Origin of the sequence: Micromonospora sp. C97 (assembly GCF_018070385.1) — a bacterium.
GTDB lineage: Bacteria > Actinomycetota > Actinomycetes > Mycobacteriales > Micromonosporaceae > Micromonospora > Micromonospora parva.
Map to the genome: position 1 here is coordinate 82,447 of NZ_JAGPXU010000006.1, position 15,599 is coordinate 98,045.

At 71.0% G+C, this 15,599-nt stretch carries 16 protein-coding genes and 1 tRNA gene; 11 read left to right on the forward strand and 6 right to left on the reverse strand.

Annotated features, from left to right (window positions below; all coding sequences use genetic code 11):
- The first annotated feature begins 12 nt into the window (after positions 1-12).
- From KBX26_RS11475 to KBX26_RS11485, 3 genes are all read left to right on the forward strand, one after another.
- The gene (locus tag KBX26_RS11475; protein WP_210865400.1) at positions 13-648 is read left to right on the forward strand and encodes a GPP34 family phosphoprotein; all 636 of its coding nucleotides are present in this window, start codon (positions 13-15) and stop codon (positions 646-648) included.
- Between the two features lie 5 nt (positions 649-653).
- On the forward strand, positions 654-1,865 hold the full coding sequence (locus KBX26_RS32970; RefSeq protein ID WP_210865401.1) for a glycosyltransferase family 4 protein: 1,212 nt from the start codon (positions 654-656) through the stop codon (positions 1,863-1,865).
- Between the two features lie 309 nt (positions 1,866-2,174).
- Positions 2,175-3,470, forward strand: coding sequence for a helix-turn-helix domain-containing protein (locus tag KBX26_RS11485; protein WP_081883761.1), 1,296 nt, complete (start codon positions 2,175-2,177; stop codon positions 3,468-3,470).
- A 121-nt stretch (positions 3,471-3,591) separates the two neighbouring features.
- Here KBX26_RS11485 and KBX26_RS11490 read toward each other — a convergent pair whose 3' ends face one another.
- Positions 3,592-3,798, reverse strand: coding sequence for a hypothetical protein (locus KBX26_RS11490; RefSeq protein WP_210865402.1), 207 nt, complete (start codon positions 3,796-3,798; stop codon positions 3,592-3,594).
- Positions 3,799-4,081: 283 nt separating this feature from the next.
- Between KBX26_RS11490 and KBX26_RS11495 the strand changes: the two genes are divergently transcribed.
- The 4 genes from KBX26_RS11495 (at position 4,082) to KBX26_RS11510 (ending at position 6,714) form a co-directional block, all read left to right on the forward strand.
- On the forward strand, positions 4,082-4,504 hold the full coding sequence (locus KBX26_RS11495; protein WP_156057403.1) for a hypothetical protein: 423 nt from the start codon (positions 4,082-4,084) through the stop codon (positions 4,502-4,504).
- 379 nt (positions 4,505-4,883) lie between these two features.
- Positions 4,884-5,153, forward strand: coding sequence for a LysR family transcriptional regulator (locus KBX26_RS11500; protein ID WP_030330371.1), 270 nt, complete (start codon positions 4,884-4,886; stop codon positions 5,151-5,153).
- 124 nt (positions 5,154-5,277) lie between these two features.
- On the forward strand, positions 5,278-6,516 hold the full coding sequence (locus KBX26_RS11505; RefSeq protein WP_210865403.1) for an FAD-dependent oxidoreductase: 1,239 nt from the start codon (positions 5,278-5,280) through the stop codon (positions 6,514-6,516).
- Between the two features lie 121 nt (positions 6,517-6,637).
- A tRNA-Ile gene (locus KBX26_RS11510) sits at positions 6,638-6,714 on the forward strand.
- 47 nt (positions 6,715-6,761) lie between these two features.
- Here KBX26_RS11510 and KBX26_RS11515 read toward each other — a convergent pair.
- The 3 genes from KBX26_RS11515 to KBX26_RS11525 all read right to left on the reverse strand — a co-directional run bounded on the left by KBX26_RS11515 (position 6,762) and on the right by KBX26_RS11525 (position 8,898).
- Entirely contained in the window at positions 6,762-7,322 is a 561-nt protein-coding gene (locus tag KBX26_RS11515) for an AAA family ATPase (RefSeq protein ID WP_210865404.1), read from the reverse strand.
- A 35-nt stretch (positions 7,323-7,357) separates the two neighbouring features.
- Positions 7,358-8,149, reverse strand: a complete 792-nt coding sequence (locus KBX26_RS11520; RefSeq protein WP_210862647.1) for an alpha/beta fold hydrolase — start codon at positions 8,147-8,149, stop codon at positions 7,358-7,360.
- A gap of 107 nt (positions 8,150-8,256) precedes the next feature.
- Entirely contained in the window at positions 8,257-8,898 is a 642-nt protein-coding gene (locus tag KBX26_RS11525; protein WP_030330367.1) for a hypothetical protein, read from the reverse strand.
- Between the two features lie 104 nt (positions 8,899-9,002).
- Between KBX26_RS11525 and KBX26_RS11530 the strand changes: the two genes are divergently transcribed.
- Positions 9,003-9,710, forward strand: coding sequence for a uridylate kinase (locus KBX26_RS11530; protein ID WP_210865458.1), 708 nt, complete (start codon positions 9,003-9,005; stop codon positions 9,708-9,710).
- Between the two features lie 11 nt (positions 9,711-9,721).
- Here the strand turns inward: KBX26_RS11530 and KBX26_RS11535 are convergent, their stop codons facing one another.
- Both KBX26_RS11535 and KBX26_RS11540 read right to left on the reverse strand, forming a co-directional pair.
- Positions 9,722-10,153, reverse strand: coding sequence for a hypothetical protein (locus KBX26_RS11535; protein ID WP_210865405.1), 432 nt, complete (start codon positions 10,151-10,153; stop codon positions 9,722-9,724).
- A gap of 117 nt (positions 10,154-10,270) precedes the next feature.
- Positions 10,271-10,891, reverse strand: coding sequence for a dihydrofolate reductase family protein (locus KBX26_RS11540; RefSeq protein ID WP_210865406.1), 621 nt, complete (start codon positions 10,889-10,891; stop codon positions 10,271-10,273).
- A 147-nt stretch (positions 10,892-11,038) separates the two neighbouring features.
- Here KBX26_RS11540 and KBX26_RS11545 point away from each other — a divergent pair, with 147 nt between their 5' ends.
- The 3 genes from KBX26_RS11545 (at position 11,039) to KBX26_RS11555 (ending at position 15,549) form a co-directional block, all read left to right on the forward strand.
- Positions 11,039-13,810: a BTAD domain-containing putative transcriptional regulator gene (locus KBX26_RS11545; protein WP_210865459.1), complete on the forward strand. Its 2,772-nt coding sequence runs from the start codon at positions 11,039-11,041 to the stop codon at positions 13,808-13,810.
- Positions 13,811-13,904: 94 nt separating this feature from the next.
- The gene (locus KBX26_RS11550; protein ID WP_210865407.1) at positions 13,905-14,624 is read left to right on the forward strand and encodes a hypothetical protein; all 720 of its coding nucleotides are present in this window, start codon (positions 13,905-13,907) and stop codon (positions 14,622-14,624) included.
- 40 nt (positions 14,625-14,664) lie between these two features.
- Entirely contained in the window at positions 14,665-15,549 is an 885-nt protein-coding gene (locus KBX26_RS11555) for a hypothetical protein (RefSeq protein WP_210865408.1), read from the forward strand.
- Positions 15,550-15,599: the final 50 nt, after the last annotated feature.

A 15,599-nucleotide genomic window follows, 5' to 3' on the forward strand; every position in this document is an offset into this window, starting at 1 on the left:
AGGAGAGTGCTCATGTCCCGACTGGCCGAAGACCTTGTCCTGCTGCTGCTCGACGACGAGAGCGGGCGCAGCACCGTCGACCTCGGCCGCCGGTACCGGGCGGTCGGCAGTGCCGTGCTGCTCGACCTGGTGCGGGCCGGTCGCATCTCGATCCCCGCGTCGGACGACGCCCGGGAGGCCCGGGTGGTGGTCTCCGACGGCACCCCGACCGGCGACCCCGCCCTGGACACCGCGCTGGCGAAGCTGGGGGAGAAGCCGACCAAGGTCGGCTGGGCCGCCGAGAACCTCGGGCACGACTGCTGGAAGCCGCTGCTGGAGCTGCTCACCGCCGACGGCGCGATCCGGGTCGAGGAGAATCGCGTGCTCGGCCTGGTGAAGACCCGCAGCTTCCCGACCGCTGACGGTTCGCGGGAGCGGGAGATCCGGGCCGGGATCGACGCGGCCCTCAACGGCGCGCGGCCCGACGAGGAGACCGCCGTGCTGATCACGATCCTGCACGGCATCGGCGCGGTCCCCGGTGCCCGGGACGAGGCGACCCGGCAGCGGGCCGCCGAGATCGCCCGGACCGCCTGGGCGTCCGGCCCGCTGCGGGACGCCTTCCACGGGCTGGACACGGCACAGCTCCTGATTCTGTTCGCCGCGAGCTGACCGCCGTGTCACCCGCCGCCGACCTGGTCCTCGTCGTCGACCACCAGCTGCCGACACCGGACCGCGACTCCGGTTCGTTGCGCCTGCAACGCGTCATCGACGAGCTGCTCGCCCTCGGGCGTCAGGTCGTGTTCCTTCCGCAGAACGGGACGGCCGAGCGGCAGTACGCGGACCGGTTGCGGGCGGTCGGCGTCGGTGTCATCACCGACCGGAGGCAGCAGGTCCGGTTCCTCGCCGACCAGGGGCACCGGATCGGCCTGGCGCTGCTCTGCCGGCCCGAGCCGGCGGTGCAGATGCTGGCGCGGGTGCGCGACGCCGCGCCGGGCTGCCTCGTCGCGTACGACACGGTCGATGTGCACTTTCGTCGACTCGACCGGCAGGCGGCGCTGGCCGCCGCGCAGGGCAGCCCGGACCGGTACGCGCTGCGGGCCCGAGCCGACAGCATGCGGGCGGTGGAGTTGCTGCTGACCCGGGAATGCGACGTGACGCTGGTGGTCTCCGACGAGGAGCGTCACCTGCTGCGGGAGTTGGTGCCCGACGCGTGGGTCGAGGTGCTGTCGAACATCCACCGGCCGGCGCGGACCACTGCGCAGCGGGCGTCGACGCCGAGGGTGCTCTTCGTCGGCAACTATCTGCACGAGCCGAACGTCGACGCGGCCCGCTGGCTGTGTACCGAGATCATGCCGCTGGTCTGGGCCGAGATGCCAGAGGTGACGGTAGATCTGGTCGGTGACGCGGCGCCGCCGGCGGTCAGGGCCATGGCCGGTGACCGGGTCACCGTGCACGGCTGGGTGCCCGATCTGGCACCGATGTACCGGCAGGCCCGGGTGGCGGTCGCACCGCTGCGCTACGGCGCCGGCGTCAAGGGCAAGGTGGGTGAGGCGATCGAGTACGGCGTACCGGTGGTGGGCACACCGATCGCCTTCGAGGGCATGGGCCTGGTGGCTGGCGTCGACGTCCTGGGCGGGGAGACCGCCGCGGAGCTGGCCGGCGAGTTGGTCCGGTTGCTCCGCGACGACGAGCTGGCCGGACGCCTCGCCGCGACGGCCGGAGCGGGGCTGTCGGCCCGGTTCGACGCCCGGGTGGCCCGGGGGGTGCTGGACCGGTTGCTGAACCGCTCACCTGCCGGTGCCGCACCGCGCCAGGCGTCGTCGCCCGGTGTCGATTCGAAATCTTCAATAGCGACTTGTCGGACTGCGTCGGTTTCGGTGGGATAGAGGGGAGCAGGCGCGACCCGCCCGGAGGTGTCCAGTCGGACCCCGTCGGGCAGGTAGCCGGGGCCAGTCATATACCGGAGTCATCACCTCCGGGCCGTGACGGGTCCCGGCCCCCGCGAGCACCTTCCCCCGGGGTTGCTCGCGGGGGCGTTCACCGCCCCCGCTCCCGTACCCCGGTATGGTCCCGGCAGAATTCAGCGCGGGCCATTCGGCGGAGGCGATGCGTCGGCGTGCTCGGCGTATTCTGCTCCCTGGTCCAGCGTCGGACCGCGTCGTATTGGATTACGGAAAGGCACACGAGGTAGTCGCATGGCCACGCAGATTGCTCAGCCCGACTTCGGGCGACGGCTGCGACGCCTCCGCACCGAACGCGGAATGTCCCAACGGGACCTTGCCGTGGGTGCGGTCAACCAGTCCTACATCTCGCTGCTCGAGTCCGGCACCCGGGTGCCGACGCTGGAGGTCGTCGCCCACCTGGTCGGTGTCCTCGGCGTACCGATGGCGGCCCTGGTCGACGACGCCGCCCTGGACCCGGCGCCCGCGCCGACGCCGGGGCCGCGACCGTCCGACGACGGTGCGCGACCGCCAGTGGAGGCCGCCCGGCTCGCCCAGGAACTGGTCACCAGCAGCGCCATCGAACAGGGCGATCTGGTCCGCGCCGAGCAGGGGCTGACCAGCGCCTACCGTGCCGCCCGGGAAGCCGGCGAGGCGGCGTCGATGCTGAGCCACGGCCTGGCCCTGGAACGAATCCTGGAGCAGCGCAACGACCGGGTCGCCCGACACGCGCTGCTTGAGGAACTCGTCGAGGTCGCCGAGAAGACCGGCGTCCCGGAGGCGCTCGTGCGCGCCCGCATCGCGCTGATTGGGGCGGCCCGTGACGTCGGCCGCCTCGACGAGGCCTTCACCCACATCGAGCTCGCCGAGCAGGAGATCACCAGCACCGCGTTCGTCCGTGGCAGCGAGCACATTCGCCTGTACGCGGTGCACATCTCGGTGCTGAGCGACGCCGGCGGCGGGGCCGAGGTGATCCGGATCGTCGAGCGGATGATGGCGATGGCGCTGGAGCTGGACAGCCCCGCCATCACCGGTCGCGCGCACTGGGTGGCGAGCATCGCGATGGCCCGGATGGGCGAGGTCGAGCGGTCGCTGGAGCACCTGCGCTCGGCACGGGAGATGCTGGCCAACCCCACCACCTCGCTGCGGGACTGGGCGCGGTTCGCCGCCGCGGCGGTGTCCGCGCTGATGGACGCCGAAGCCGACCTGTCGGAGATCACCGCGCACATGGTCGCCGCCCGCGCCGCCATGTCCGCCGCCGATCTCGCCACCTCACCGTCCGCCGCCGCCAGCCTGGAGGTCCGGTACGCGGTGGCTGTCGGCGAGCCGGAGCGGGCGCTGGAGATCGCCAGCACCGTCGACGAGGCCGACCTGTCGGCCATCGAGCGGGTGCGTTTCGTCCTGGCCGTCGGCCGGGCCCAGCGCCGCTGCGGGCGGTCCGAGGAGGCCGCCGGCTCGTTGCGCCGGGCGGCTCAGCTCGCCGAGGCGGCTTCGGCGTACCGGCGGGCGGTCCAGATCTGGCGTGAGGTGGATGACGCCCCGGCGTCCTGAGCCGGGTCCGTGAACAAGCGGTGGGCACATGAAGAAGCCCTCCAGCACCGTCAGGTGATGGAGGGCGCGAAGCCGGCCGCGGCTCCCTCGCTGCCGCGACCGGCTGTTCGAGCGTCGTCGTTCACCAGGGCCAGTCGGCCGACGCCGGGGCCGCGAGCTCCGGCGCGTCGGCGACCGCGACGACGCCGGTCTGAGACGTGTCGGTCGCGGCCTCGTCGGTGGCCTGCGAGCCGGCGAGCGCGATCGCGGCGAACGCGATCGCCGGCATCACCAGGCGGCGAACGAGGCGGGAGTCGTCAGTGGCGGCGGCTGCGGTGTGCTTCGTCATGCCTCTATGTCTAGTGGCTCGCGTCGCGCCGGTGGAGTCTGGTTCGAATTTTTTGGAGCCAGGCTGATCGGGGGTGGCGTAAGGCAGCCGGCTGCCCTTAAAATCGCGCGCCGCCCCGCCTGCGGCTGGGCTGCTCTTTCAAGAGTTCGATATGGCGTTGCCCGCCCCGTCACCCGATGGCTGAGATTGCTTCGGCGAGAGCACGGCAATGTGATCGGTAACCTGCCGCATCATTTCCGCCGCGCCGCTTCCCGAACCATCGATCGGTATTCGGAGGCAATTCATGTCCCTGTCAGGAAAAGTCCGCCGGGTGGTCACCGCGACCGTACTGATGACTGCCGCCGCGGTCTCCGTCGCCGCGCCCGCGCTCGCCCGCCCGTCCGCCACCACGTCCGTGCTGCCCCTGGCGTGGCAGGTGGCCTATGACGGTGCCACGGCGAGCGGCACCCAGACCGTCCAGCAGGACCCGCTGGGCGTCGGCCAGAAGCGTACGGTCAAGGGCATCATCACGACCGGCACCGCCACCGGCTGCTTCCACGTGCAGATCCAGCACGGCGGCACCACCTGGGAGTCGCCGGTGACGTGCGCCGGCGAGAGCCCGCAGTCGTTCGTCACGACCTTCCAGACCTTCCTGATCGGTCGGCCCTCCGCCACCGCCCGGCTGTGCGCGGGCACCGCCTGCGGCGCTTCGACGACGCTCTGGTGACCAGTGCCGGGTGCGCCGCCGCGGCCCGCTGGTCGAGGTCGGGTGTGGGCGGCACCGACAAGCGGTAATCACGAGGACCTCCGGTCGAGGTGGGACTGCCACCTGCGACGGAGGTCCTCGTCGTCGTGTGGGACGACCGACCGTCAACGGCGGCCCTCGTCCGATCCAGTCATCGGTTATGACTCACTCTCCTGTAGCGCATGACTCCGATGGAGTCACCACACGTTGGCTGTGTACTTCCTGAAAGCTGCTCTGACCGGGCACGATGCGGCTGGGACTTCCGCCGGACGGTATTGACCGGCATGACGAAAGTCATTACTCTGATGACTGCCTGGTGATGACAAGCCAAGCGGAGCCAGTCGATATTCGGGGGTATCAGGTGAACGAGCGCGAACTACAGGCCTTCGTCGCGGTGGCCGAGCACGGACGGATGGACATGGCGGCCCGGGCCCTGGGCTACTCGCAGCCCGCAGTGAGTTACCAGATCAAGTGCCTGGAGATGACCCTCGGCACGAAGCTGTTCGTCCGTACTTCCGCCGGCGTCACGCTGACCCGCTCCGGCGCGTTGATGCTGCCGTCCGTCCAGGCCGTCCTCACGCTCATGCGCGGCATCAAGGCCACGACCGCCGATCTGGCGCTCGCCGGTTGACGTTCCCTCCCGAACCCCGGGGCCTCGGACCTGCCGAGAACCCGGGGTTCGTTCGCGTCCACGTACTCCTCGCCGTCCGTGGCAACCACCGAGGTCGCGCTGCTGATCGGCTTAGGATGAGGGCATGGGCGCTGAGGTCGACGTCGTCATCATCGGCGGCGGCCTGGCCGGCCTCGCCGCCGCCCGCCGACTGCACCGCGCCGGCGTGCCCTGGCGGCTGGTGGAGGCCAGCGGCCGACTCGGCGGTCGAGTCGCCACCGACGTGATCGACGGTCACCTCATCGACCGGGGTTTCCAGGTGCTCAACACCGCCTACCCCCGGCTCGGCACGCTACTCGACACCGGCCAGCTCAACCTCGGCTACTTCACCTCCGGTGTGCTGGTCCGCAAGGGCGACAACCTGCTGCGGCTGGTCAACCCAGTGCGCGAACCGACCGGCGGGCCCGGCACCGCGCTCGCCGGGGTCGGCTCGCTGCTCGACCGGCTGCGCTTCGCCGCGCTCGCCACCGGCTGCGCCACCCTGCCCACGTCCCGGCTGCTCGCCGCGCCGGAGACCAGCACCGAGACGGCGTTACGCCGCGCCGGCCTCTCCGACGCCTTCATCGAGGAACTGCTGCGACCGTTCCTCTCCGGTGTCTTCATCGACCGGGAGCTGTCCACCTCCAGCCGCGTACTGGCAATGGTGCTGCGCTCCTTCGCCCGCGGCCGGATCGGCCTGCCCGCCGAAGGGATGGCCGCGCTGCCACTGGCCATCGCCGCGCCGCTACCCGCCGACCTGCTCGACCTGGACACCCCCGTCGCGGAGGTCGCTCCGGGCCGGGTCCGCACCCAGGCCGGCGACATCCGCTGCCGGGCCGTCGTGGTCGCCGTCGACCCACCCGCCGCGTCCGCGCTGCTGCCGACCCTGGCGACGGTACGCATGCACAGCTACACCACCTACTACCACAGCGCGCCCGAGCCGCCCCTCACCGAGCCGATCCTGCTCGTCGACGGCGACCGGCGCGAACTCGTCGCCAACACCGTGGTGCTCAGCAACGCCGCCCCCACATACGCGCCGACCGGACGACACCTGATCGCCACCTCGGTGGTCGGCCCGACGGCCCCACCCGAGCCGACCATCCGGGCCGAGCTGACCCGGCTGTACGGCCGCTCCACCGCCGACTGGACCCACCTCACCACCGTCGCCGTCCCCGAGGCGCTACCCGCCGCACCCCCACCGCAGGGCCAACTGCGCAAGCCGGTGGCGTTGGGGGAGGGCCTGTTCGTGGCCGGTGACCACCGGGACAGCCCATCGATCCAGGGCGCTCTCACCAGCGGCTGGCGCGCCGCCGGCGCGGTGCTGGACGAGCTGCGTGCCGGCTGACAGGCGTACCTGAGCACGCTGTTATATTCCTGTTGCCCATCGTGCTGGCGCAGGCGTGGGCGCCGGCCGGCGCGGTGCTGGCTGCTGACCGCCGAGCGGGATAAGATCCGGCGCGGTGTTCGGGGCGGTAGCTCAGCCGGTTAGAGCAGGGGACTCATAATCCCTCGGTCGCGGGTTCGAGTCCCGCCCGCCCCACCAGCCGTCCCCCCGGTCAGCCATGCTGCCGACGACCCGGACAACGACCGTCAGTGCCGGCCTTCAGGTCTCGCCAGGAGCGTGCCCGAGATCCCCCCGGTGGCCCGGAGAACGATCTGCTGGGCTGCCTGGGCGGGCGTGAGGTGCGTGGTGTCAACGACCTCGGCTTCGGCATGTAGCCAGGTGCGGGCCGCCTCGGCGTAGGGCTCAAGGTATTTGAGGCGGAACGGGGAGGGGACGGGGTGTTCCCCCTCGATACGCCTGCGGAGGGTGTCCTGGTCGGCGTGGAGGACGAAGTGCCTCACCGGTATGGCGTGCTGGGCGAGGCCTCCGCTGATCTCGCGCCAGTACTGCTCGACCAGGACGGTCATGGGCATCACCAGAGTGCCGCCGGTGTAGTCGAGCACGCGGTGGGCGGTCTCGACGACGAGCTGCCGCCACGGCGGCCAGTGCTGGAAGTTGTCCGTCTCGGGCAGCCCCGGCGTGATGTCCATGAGTGTCTCGCCGACCTTCTCGGCGTCGAACACCCGTGAATTCGGGATCAGTTGTTGCACGAGCGCGCTGGTCGTCGTCTTGCCCGCGCCGTGGGTGCCGTTGATCCATACGATCACGGCGCACCCTAACGCGCATGAGCAACCGGGCGGCGTTATGGACGCGATCCTGAGTCGGGACGATTCCCGAGTTCGGACAGAAAGGCGCGAACGGCGGCGGCGAACTCTGCCTGAGCGTCGTGATGCACCACGTGACCGGCGGGCAGCTCGGCAAGACGAGCCTGGCCGGCGCGACGGGCGATCATCTCGCGAGCGTGGTCCGCCGCCAGTTCATCGCTGCGCGTACCACGGATCAGGAGAGTAGGGCAGCTCACCGAAACCCAGTCCTTCCAGTGGTCACCGCTGAGTGCCTGCTGGGACGCGACCGTGTCGCCGATGTCGAATGAGAAGCCCCATCCGTCCGTGAACTGGCGGAAGGAACACTCCAGGTAGGGCGCCGCCGCGCCCAGTGCCGAGGTCAGCGCATCGCGCGACGGCGCGTGGCGGGGGAGGCTGGTCGTGAACGACCAATCAACGTCCACGTCCGCGCCGATGTCCTCGACGATCAGCGCGGTGACCCGGTCCGCGTACCGCCCGGCGTACTGGTAGGCGTTGACTCCGCCAAGTGAGTGGCCCAGCACCGCCACGGGGCCGACCTGCAGGTGCCGGTGGAACGCGGCGAGGTCGGCGACATAATCGTCACGCGCATAGCTCTCGGCACGGTCCGACGCTCCGTGCCCGCGCTGATCGAGCGCGATCACCCGCCACTGCGGTGCCAACGCCTCAGCCAGCGGCGCGAATGCCGACGCCTCGTTGTAGTGCCCGTGAAGAGCCAGGAGGGGAGCACCCGGGCCACCGAAGTCCAGATAGGAAAGAGTCCGACTCCCAACGGTGAAGAACCTACGCATGACCTGGGATGTTAGACCCGTGGTTCCCCGCGCGTCGGGAGCGGTGTGGGGGTCCGAGTCCCGCCCGCCCCACCACGGAATCGCCCAGACCAGTCGACCCTCCAGCGTCAGCGCGTCCGGTTGACGGAGGAGACCCTCGGGTCCACGGAGTAGCGGCGGACGACGTCGGCGGCGTCGCCAGCGGTGGCACCGGGATCGAACAGCACCTCCAGGCACGGTGCCTGCGGCCCTTCGGACCCGAAGCCTGCTACCACGCCGTCGGGGTCGAAGCGGTGGCTCTCGCGCACCAGTTCGTCAGCGGATTCCCCCTGCCGCACGCACACCACCGCCTCGGGCTGACCACCACCCCAGGCCAGTGCCGGAGCTGACACGCCGACGGTGAGCACCACTGCCGACCCCACGCCGATCACTGTCATCCGGCCAAGCCCCGGCCGGCTGGTCGGCGAGACCACCGCCACCAGTGCGGACAGCACGTACACCCAGAGCGCCCGCTTGTCGGCCGAGTCGTGCAGACCCAACGCGACGACGCCGGCTCCGACGGTCTGTGCGGCCAGGCTGACCAGCCGGAACCTCGGCGAGTCGACCAGCGCCGCCGGTATCGCGGCAAGCGCACCAAGCAGCAGGAGAAGCACGACAAGCCCGTACGCACTCCATTCACGGCGCGCGTCCAGGGCGAGCAACACCAGTGCCACCACGTGTCCGCAGACGACAAGCGGGGGGCGGAGGTACGCCAGCAACCGTGCGACCATCGGACGACCATACGTGATGTGACCCACTGTGACAGGGATTCGCATCCAGTTCGCGGGCCGTCGACGGACGGTGGGGGAGCGATGTGAGACGAGAACCAGCAGACCTGGCCCACGGCACCCGCGACGACCTGATCCACCGCCTGGCTGAGGCGGTCGGGTCCGTGACCGTCGCGCACCCGACGCGGGTCGCCGTCGACGGACCGCCCGCCGCCGGCAAGACCACCCTCGCCGACGAACTGGCCGTCGTCCTGCGCGACCAGGGCCGCGACGTCATCCGCGCCTCGATCGACGATTTCCTCTTCCCCCGAGCACAACGCTATCCGCGCGGCGAGTACTCGGCCGAAGGCTGCTACCACGACACCCACGACAACGACGCGCTGAAAAGGGTCCTGCTCGACCCGCTCGGGCCGGGCGGAGATCGGCGCTTCCAACACGCGGTCTACGACCGCGCCGCGGACGCTGTGCTGTCCCCGCCGGTCACGACCGCCCCACCCGACGCCGTGCTCGTCTTCGACGGCGTCTTCCTCCTGCGCCCGGAGTTGGTCGATCGGTGGGACCTGCGCATCTTCGTGTCCACGGCACTGGAGATGACAGTGGATCGTGCCGTCATCCGGGAGCGGCTGGTGTCACCTCGGGCCGACGTCGAACGACGCTGGCGCGAGCGTTACATCCCTTCTCAGCAGCTCTACTTCGCTACGGCCTGCCCGACCCAGCACGCCGACATCGTCGTGCACAACGACGAGCCGCAGCGACCGGTCTGGGAGACCGCCCGCCGAGAAGATCCGTTCACCGAAACCCCGGGCGGCCGGTGAGGGAGTCGCGGCTACGAGTGATCCGAGGCCGGGTGCTCCACGTAGTCGCCAAACGGCTCGACGGACCCATCCCACCCGTTCCAACCTCGCTGGGTCACCTGCCCGTCCGCGTAGGTGTACGACCAGCGGGCCCCGTCCTCACCCTCGATCTCCACGGTGCCCTCGCTAACGAACGGTGCAATCGCGACGTAGAAGGCGGTTGCCCGGTCCGACCACTTGGGATCGCCCTCGTCGTCGTGCCCGAACTCGATCCAGTCCGCGTCGCGGACGATGGAGGCGCGGGCCGCCTCCGCGAGGTCGACCAGCGTGCCATCGGACGGAAACCCGTCCGGCCCGTACCAGTCACCTCGTTCAGCCAGCGCGGCCTGGACGGCGATGGCCGCGGCGGCGTCCTCCGACTCCGGGAGGTGCAGACGGCCTGACGGTGACACTGTGTATCCCACGGCGGGCACCCTACAACGGTCGATGCACACCACGCCGCAGGCGTTCGCTGCCGTCGATGCGACCGACGCGCGCCACCGTCACCACCCCCGGAGCAATTCACGCGGTGGCGCACGGCTTCACTTCAGCACGCGGTAGGTCACGTGCAGCACCGAACTCGCCGCCCGCGCCGTCACCTGTTCGAGGTTCAGTGGCGGAACACCCTCGAACAGCCGTACGCCGGCGCCGAGGGTGAGCGGCGCGATGTGCAGCCGCAGCTCGTCGACCAGACCGGCGGCGAGGTACTGGTTGATGGTGGTCGAGCCGCCGTGGATCAGGACGTCGCCGTCGCCGGCCGCCGCGCGCGCCTGCGCGAGCGCCGACTCGATCCCGTCCGTGACGAAGTGGAAGGTGGTGCCGCCCTCCATCGGCTGCGGCTCACGCGCGTGATGGGTGAGCACGAACACCGGCTTGTGGAACGGCGGATCGTCACCCCACCAGCCGTTCCACTGCCGGTCCCACGCGCCGCGCACCGGGCCGAACATGTTGCGCCCCATGATGACCGCTGAGGCGGCTCTGGTCTGGTCGAGTTCGGCCCGGTTCTCGTCGGCGGCGTCGAACATCCAGGAGTGCAGCCCCGCGCCCCAGCCGTCACCGCCGTCGTCGCCGAACGGGCGTTCCTCGGTCTGGTTGTGACCGGCCGAGTACCCGTCGGCGGAGATGGTCTGGTCGGCGATCACCTTGCCGCTGCGTGTGGTCACTGCGCTCTCCATCGACGACTCAGGGGCGAGTGGTCAGCCTACGACGCGTGGGCCGAGTGCTGCCGGGCTCGACAGCGGATCGTGTCCAGTGCGCGACGAACAGACCGAGCTCGCTGGGCTCAGGAATAGCCTGACCTGGTGATCTCAATGGCTGGCACTGGCGTGCGCGTCAGGCTGCTCGGGCCGGTGGAGGTGGTCGTCGCCGGCAGTCCGCAGGCGGTGAACGGCCTGCGCCGCAAGGCGGTGCTGGCGACGTTGGCGCTGCACGTGGGCCGGGTGGTCAGCGTCGACCGGCTCATCGATGTGGTCTGGGGCGACCACCTGCCGGCCACCGCGGCGAACACGTTGCAGCGTCACGTCTCCTATCTGCGCGGGGTGCTCGGCGAGCCGGGATCGATCGTGGCGCGCCAGCCCGGTTACCTGCTCGACACCGGGCCGGACTCCACCGACGTGCAGGTCGCCGAACGCCTCATCGAGCTGGCCCGGCGGTCGACGGACGGCCACGAGCAGGTGAAGCACCTGACGGCGGCGGTGGCGCTGTGGCGGGGTCCACCGTTGGCCGACGTGGCCGGGTCGGCGTGGCTTGAGGAGCAGGCGGAACACCTGGCACGCCTGCGGTTGGAGGCCGAACGGTCGCTCGTCGAGGCCCGGTTGTCCGTCGGCGAGCACGCGGGGCTCCTTCCCGGGTTGGAACGGCTCGTCCGACAGCACCCCTTCGACGAGCACCTGCACGCTCAGCTGATGCTCGCCCTGTACCGCGACGGCCGGCAGGGCGAGGCGGTCGCCGCGTACCGACGGCTGCGCGACAACCTGCGGGAGCACCTCGGCATCGACCCGGGTCCGCGACTGCGGGACCTGGAGTGCGCCATCCTGCGCCAGGACACCGCCATCGCCGCGCCCGCACCCGCCGCTGCCGCTGTGGCGCCGGTGGCGGCGCAGCTGCCTCCTCCCGTACCGACGTTCACCGGGCGCACCGCGGAGCTGGCCGCCCTCGACGCGCTCGTCGAGCGGGGCGGTGCCGTCGTGGTCTCCGGGACCGCCGGCGTCGGCAAGACAGCGCTCGCCGTGCACTGGGCGCACCGCGCGGCCACACGCTTTCCCGACGGGCAGCTCTACGTCAACCTGCGGGGTTTCGACCCGGCGGCCACACCGACCGACCCGGCGCGGGCGTTGCACGGCTTCCTGGAGGCGCTCGGTGTTCCGGCGGCACGGATGCCCGGCGACCCGGACGCGATGGTGAGCTTGTACCGCACGACGCTCGCGGGCAAGCGCCTGTTGGTGGTGTTGGACAACGCGCGCGACGCCGAACAGGTCCGGCCGCTGCTGCCCGGCTCACCGCACTGCCTCGCGATCGTCACCAGCCGCGACCAGCTCATCCCGCTGGTCGTCACCGAAAGCGCCCAGCCGGTGCCCCTCGATCTGCTGAGCCCTGGCGAGGCCCGCGACATGCTGGTCCGTCGGCTCGGCGAGCGTCAGGTCGCCGCCGAACCCGCGGCGGCTGACGACATCGCCGACCGCTGCGCGCGGCTACCCATCGCCCTGGCCATCGTGGCGGCCAGAGCCGCCACCAACCGGCAGTTCTCGTTGGCCGCCGTCGCCGGTGAGCTGGGCGACCTGGACGCCTTCCACGCGGGTGACGAGGCCACCGACGTCCGGGCGGTCTTCTCCTGGTCGTGCCGGACGCTCAGCCCACCCGCTGCCCGACTGTTCCGGTTGCTGAGCCTGCATCCCGGCCCGGACGTGTCCGCCCCGGCCGTGGCAAGCCTGGCCGGCGCTGACGGGCCGGCGATCGGTCCGCTGCTCACCGAGCTGACCCGGGCGAATCTCTTCACCGAGCACACGTACGGGCGTTACGCGTTCCACGACCTGCTGCGCGCGTACGCGGCCAGCCTCGCCGACGAGGCGGAGCCGCCGGCCGAGCAGCGGGCCGCCGTGCACCGGCTGCTCGACCACTGCCTGCACACCGCGCACGCCGCCGACCTCGCACTGCACCCGCACTTCAGCGCGATCAGTCTCCCGCCGCCCCGCGCGGGCGTGCTGCCGGAACGACCCCGGAACCGGTCGGCCGCCGGGGCGTGGTTCAGCACCGAGGTTCCCGTCCTGCTCGCCGCGGTGCCGCTCGCGGCGCGGTCCGGGTTCGAGGGGCACGCCTGGCGGCTCGCCTGGGCCATGGCCGGCTTCCTGCACCGGCAGGGGCACTGGCAGGACTGGCTGGGCACGCAACGGATCGCGCTGGCCGCCGCGTCCCGCATCGGGGATCAGGCCGGGCAGGGCCACGCGCACCGCAGCCTTGGTCTCGCCTGCTCCCGGCTCCGACGGTACGACGAGGCCGACGACCACCTGCGGCGGGCGCTCGACCTGTTCACCGACGTCGGCGACGACGCCGGACGAGCACACACCTGCCTGAACCTTGGTCAGCTGGCGGAGCGGCAGGGCCAGCACCAGCAGGCGCTCACCCACTCCCGGCGGGCGCTGGCCCTGTTCCGGTCGGCGGGGAACCGGGCGGGTCAGGGCTACACCCTCAACGCGGTCGGTTGGCAGGAGGCGCTGCTCGGCAACTACCACAGCGCCCTTGCCTCGTGCGGTGAGGCGCTGCGGATGTTGCAGGAGGTGGACGACGTCCAGGGGCAGGCCGACACCTGGGACAGCCTCGGCCACGCCCACCACCAGCTCGGTGACGACCGGCGGGCGATCGCCTGCTACGAGCACGCCCTCGAACTCTTCACGCAGGTCCACGACCGGTACGCCGAGGCGAGCACGTACGTCAACCTCGGCGGCAGCCACCGGGCGCTCGGTGACCTCGGTGCCACCCGTGCCGCCTGGCGGCGGGCCCTGACCATCCTCGACGAACTCGGCGATGCCGACGCCGACTCGATCCGCGCCAACCTCGACCAGCTCGACGCGAGTCGACTGCACTGACGTACCCCGCTTTCAGCGCCGTTTCCGGGCCGCTTCAGCGCGGCCCGGCACTCTTCGGACACCAGTTTCTTCCGCACCAGGAATGGAGCGTTCGATGAGTCTTTTGGCACACCGCCTCGCGGTGATCGGGGTGGCCAGCGCGACGGTGCTGGCCATGTCCTCCGCCGCCGTGGCCCAGACCGTCAAGCCGCCGCGGAAGGGCGCCGACTGCCTGGTCCAGCACGTCGACGAACGCGGCGGAACCGTCCGTACCGAGACAGCGCCCGAAGGCAAGGAGTACGGCGCGTTCCGCTGCGTCGGCGGACTGTGGACGTTCGGCTGGGCGCCCTTCGCGGCCGACGACATGATCACGGCCGGTGAGATCCAGGTCGACCCCGCCGGTGCCGTGTCGGTCCGGCGGTTCACCGGCCCGGCGCTCGGCAACGACCTCACAGTGGGCGAGATCGCCGGCATCGCCCAGGCCGTCAGCGGCAGCCGGGAGGTGTTCGTCGACCGCGCGATCGTGGCGGTCGACGACGGCAAGCAGCGGACCCCGGAGCAGGTCGCGGCGCTGCTGGCGGGCAAGGACGACACCGGCGTACGGGTGCTGGACATCGTCGAGAAGCCGGACGCCGCCATGTCGACGAAGGAGATCATCGACGAGGCCGGCGGCACACCCGAGACGACAGTCGTCTACTTCAGCCTCTGGGGAGCGATCAAGTCGGTGTTCGCCTGGATCGTCGACACGATCGGCGAGATCGGTGAGTGGATCGACGACCACTGCGACTGGGGATCCCCCAACGATGTCGGCGACATCGTCACGTGCCGCTGGTAGCCCGACCGACAGTGCTCATCGAGACAGTGAGGGGAAGAAGATGACAACTCTGCGGGACATCACCAGGCGCGTCACCGTCGTCACGACCGCCCTGATCGTCGGGCTGACCGCCTCGTACGCGCCGTCGCAGGCCGCCGACGGTGCGGCCCGGACGACGATCACCGACCACCCCGGTGCGCCGGGGACGATGCTGCAACGGTTCGAGGAGCTGACCGGCCGGCCCGTCGGCGACCTGGACAAGGTGCTGGCCGTCGACACCGGCGGGCGGAACCTCACCGGCGACGAGCTCGAAGCGCTGGCCACCGGCAAGGAGGTCGACGGTGTCACTGTCGTCGGCACGATTGCGGGCAGCCGGGGCGTCCTCGGCACGACCATGGCCGACCTCGCCGACGGGACGTACGACGGCACCGGCGACAGCCCGACGGCGACCTCACTGCTCTTCGCGTCGTCCGCCCCCGACGGCCGGGAGTGGTGCCTGACGATGTGCGTCGCGTCGGGCAAGTCCATCTGGGAATGCCTGCTGTCGCGCCGGACGGGCGACCTGATCCTCACCCTCGACCTGGCCGGCGGCACCACGATCGGCGAGACGAAGGCTGCCTTCGAGAAGGCCAACGGCGTCGCCGTCGACGGCCCGGACACCGTGGAGACCCTGGTCGGCGAGGGTGAGCCGTCGGCGGATGAGATCAAGGCACTGCTCGACGGCAAGGACGTCGAGTCCTTGCGGCGGGTGGCGACAGTGGACGGGCCGGATCCCGGGTGGGCGCTTGCGGACATCGCGGAGAAGTCCGGTGTCGTGTACGCGAAGACCAAGGGGCACCTTTTCACCCTCAACCTGCCGATCCTCGGCAAGATCCTGGTGTTCTGCGTTTCGCAGGATGGCGGGAAGACCTGGAAATGCTCGGCCCGGCAATGGGGCGGGTTCTGACGGGTAGGCCGTCGGACGGTCCCGCTCCGGATCGACCCCACCGGTCGAGG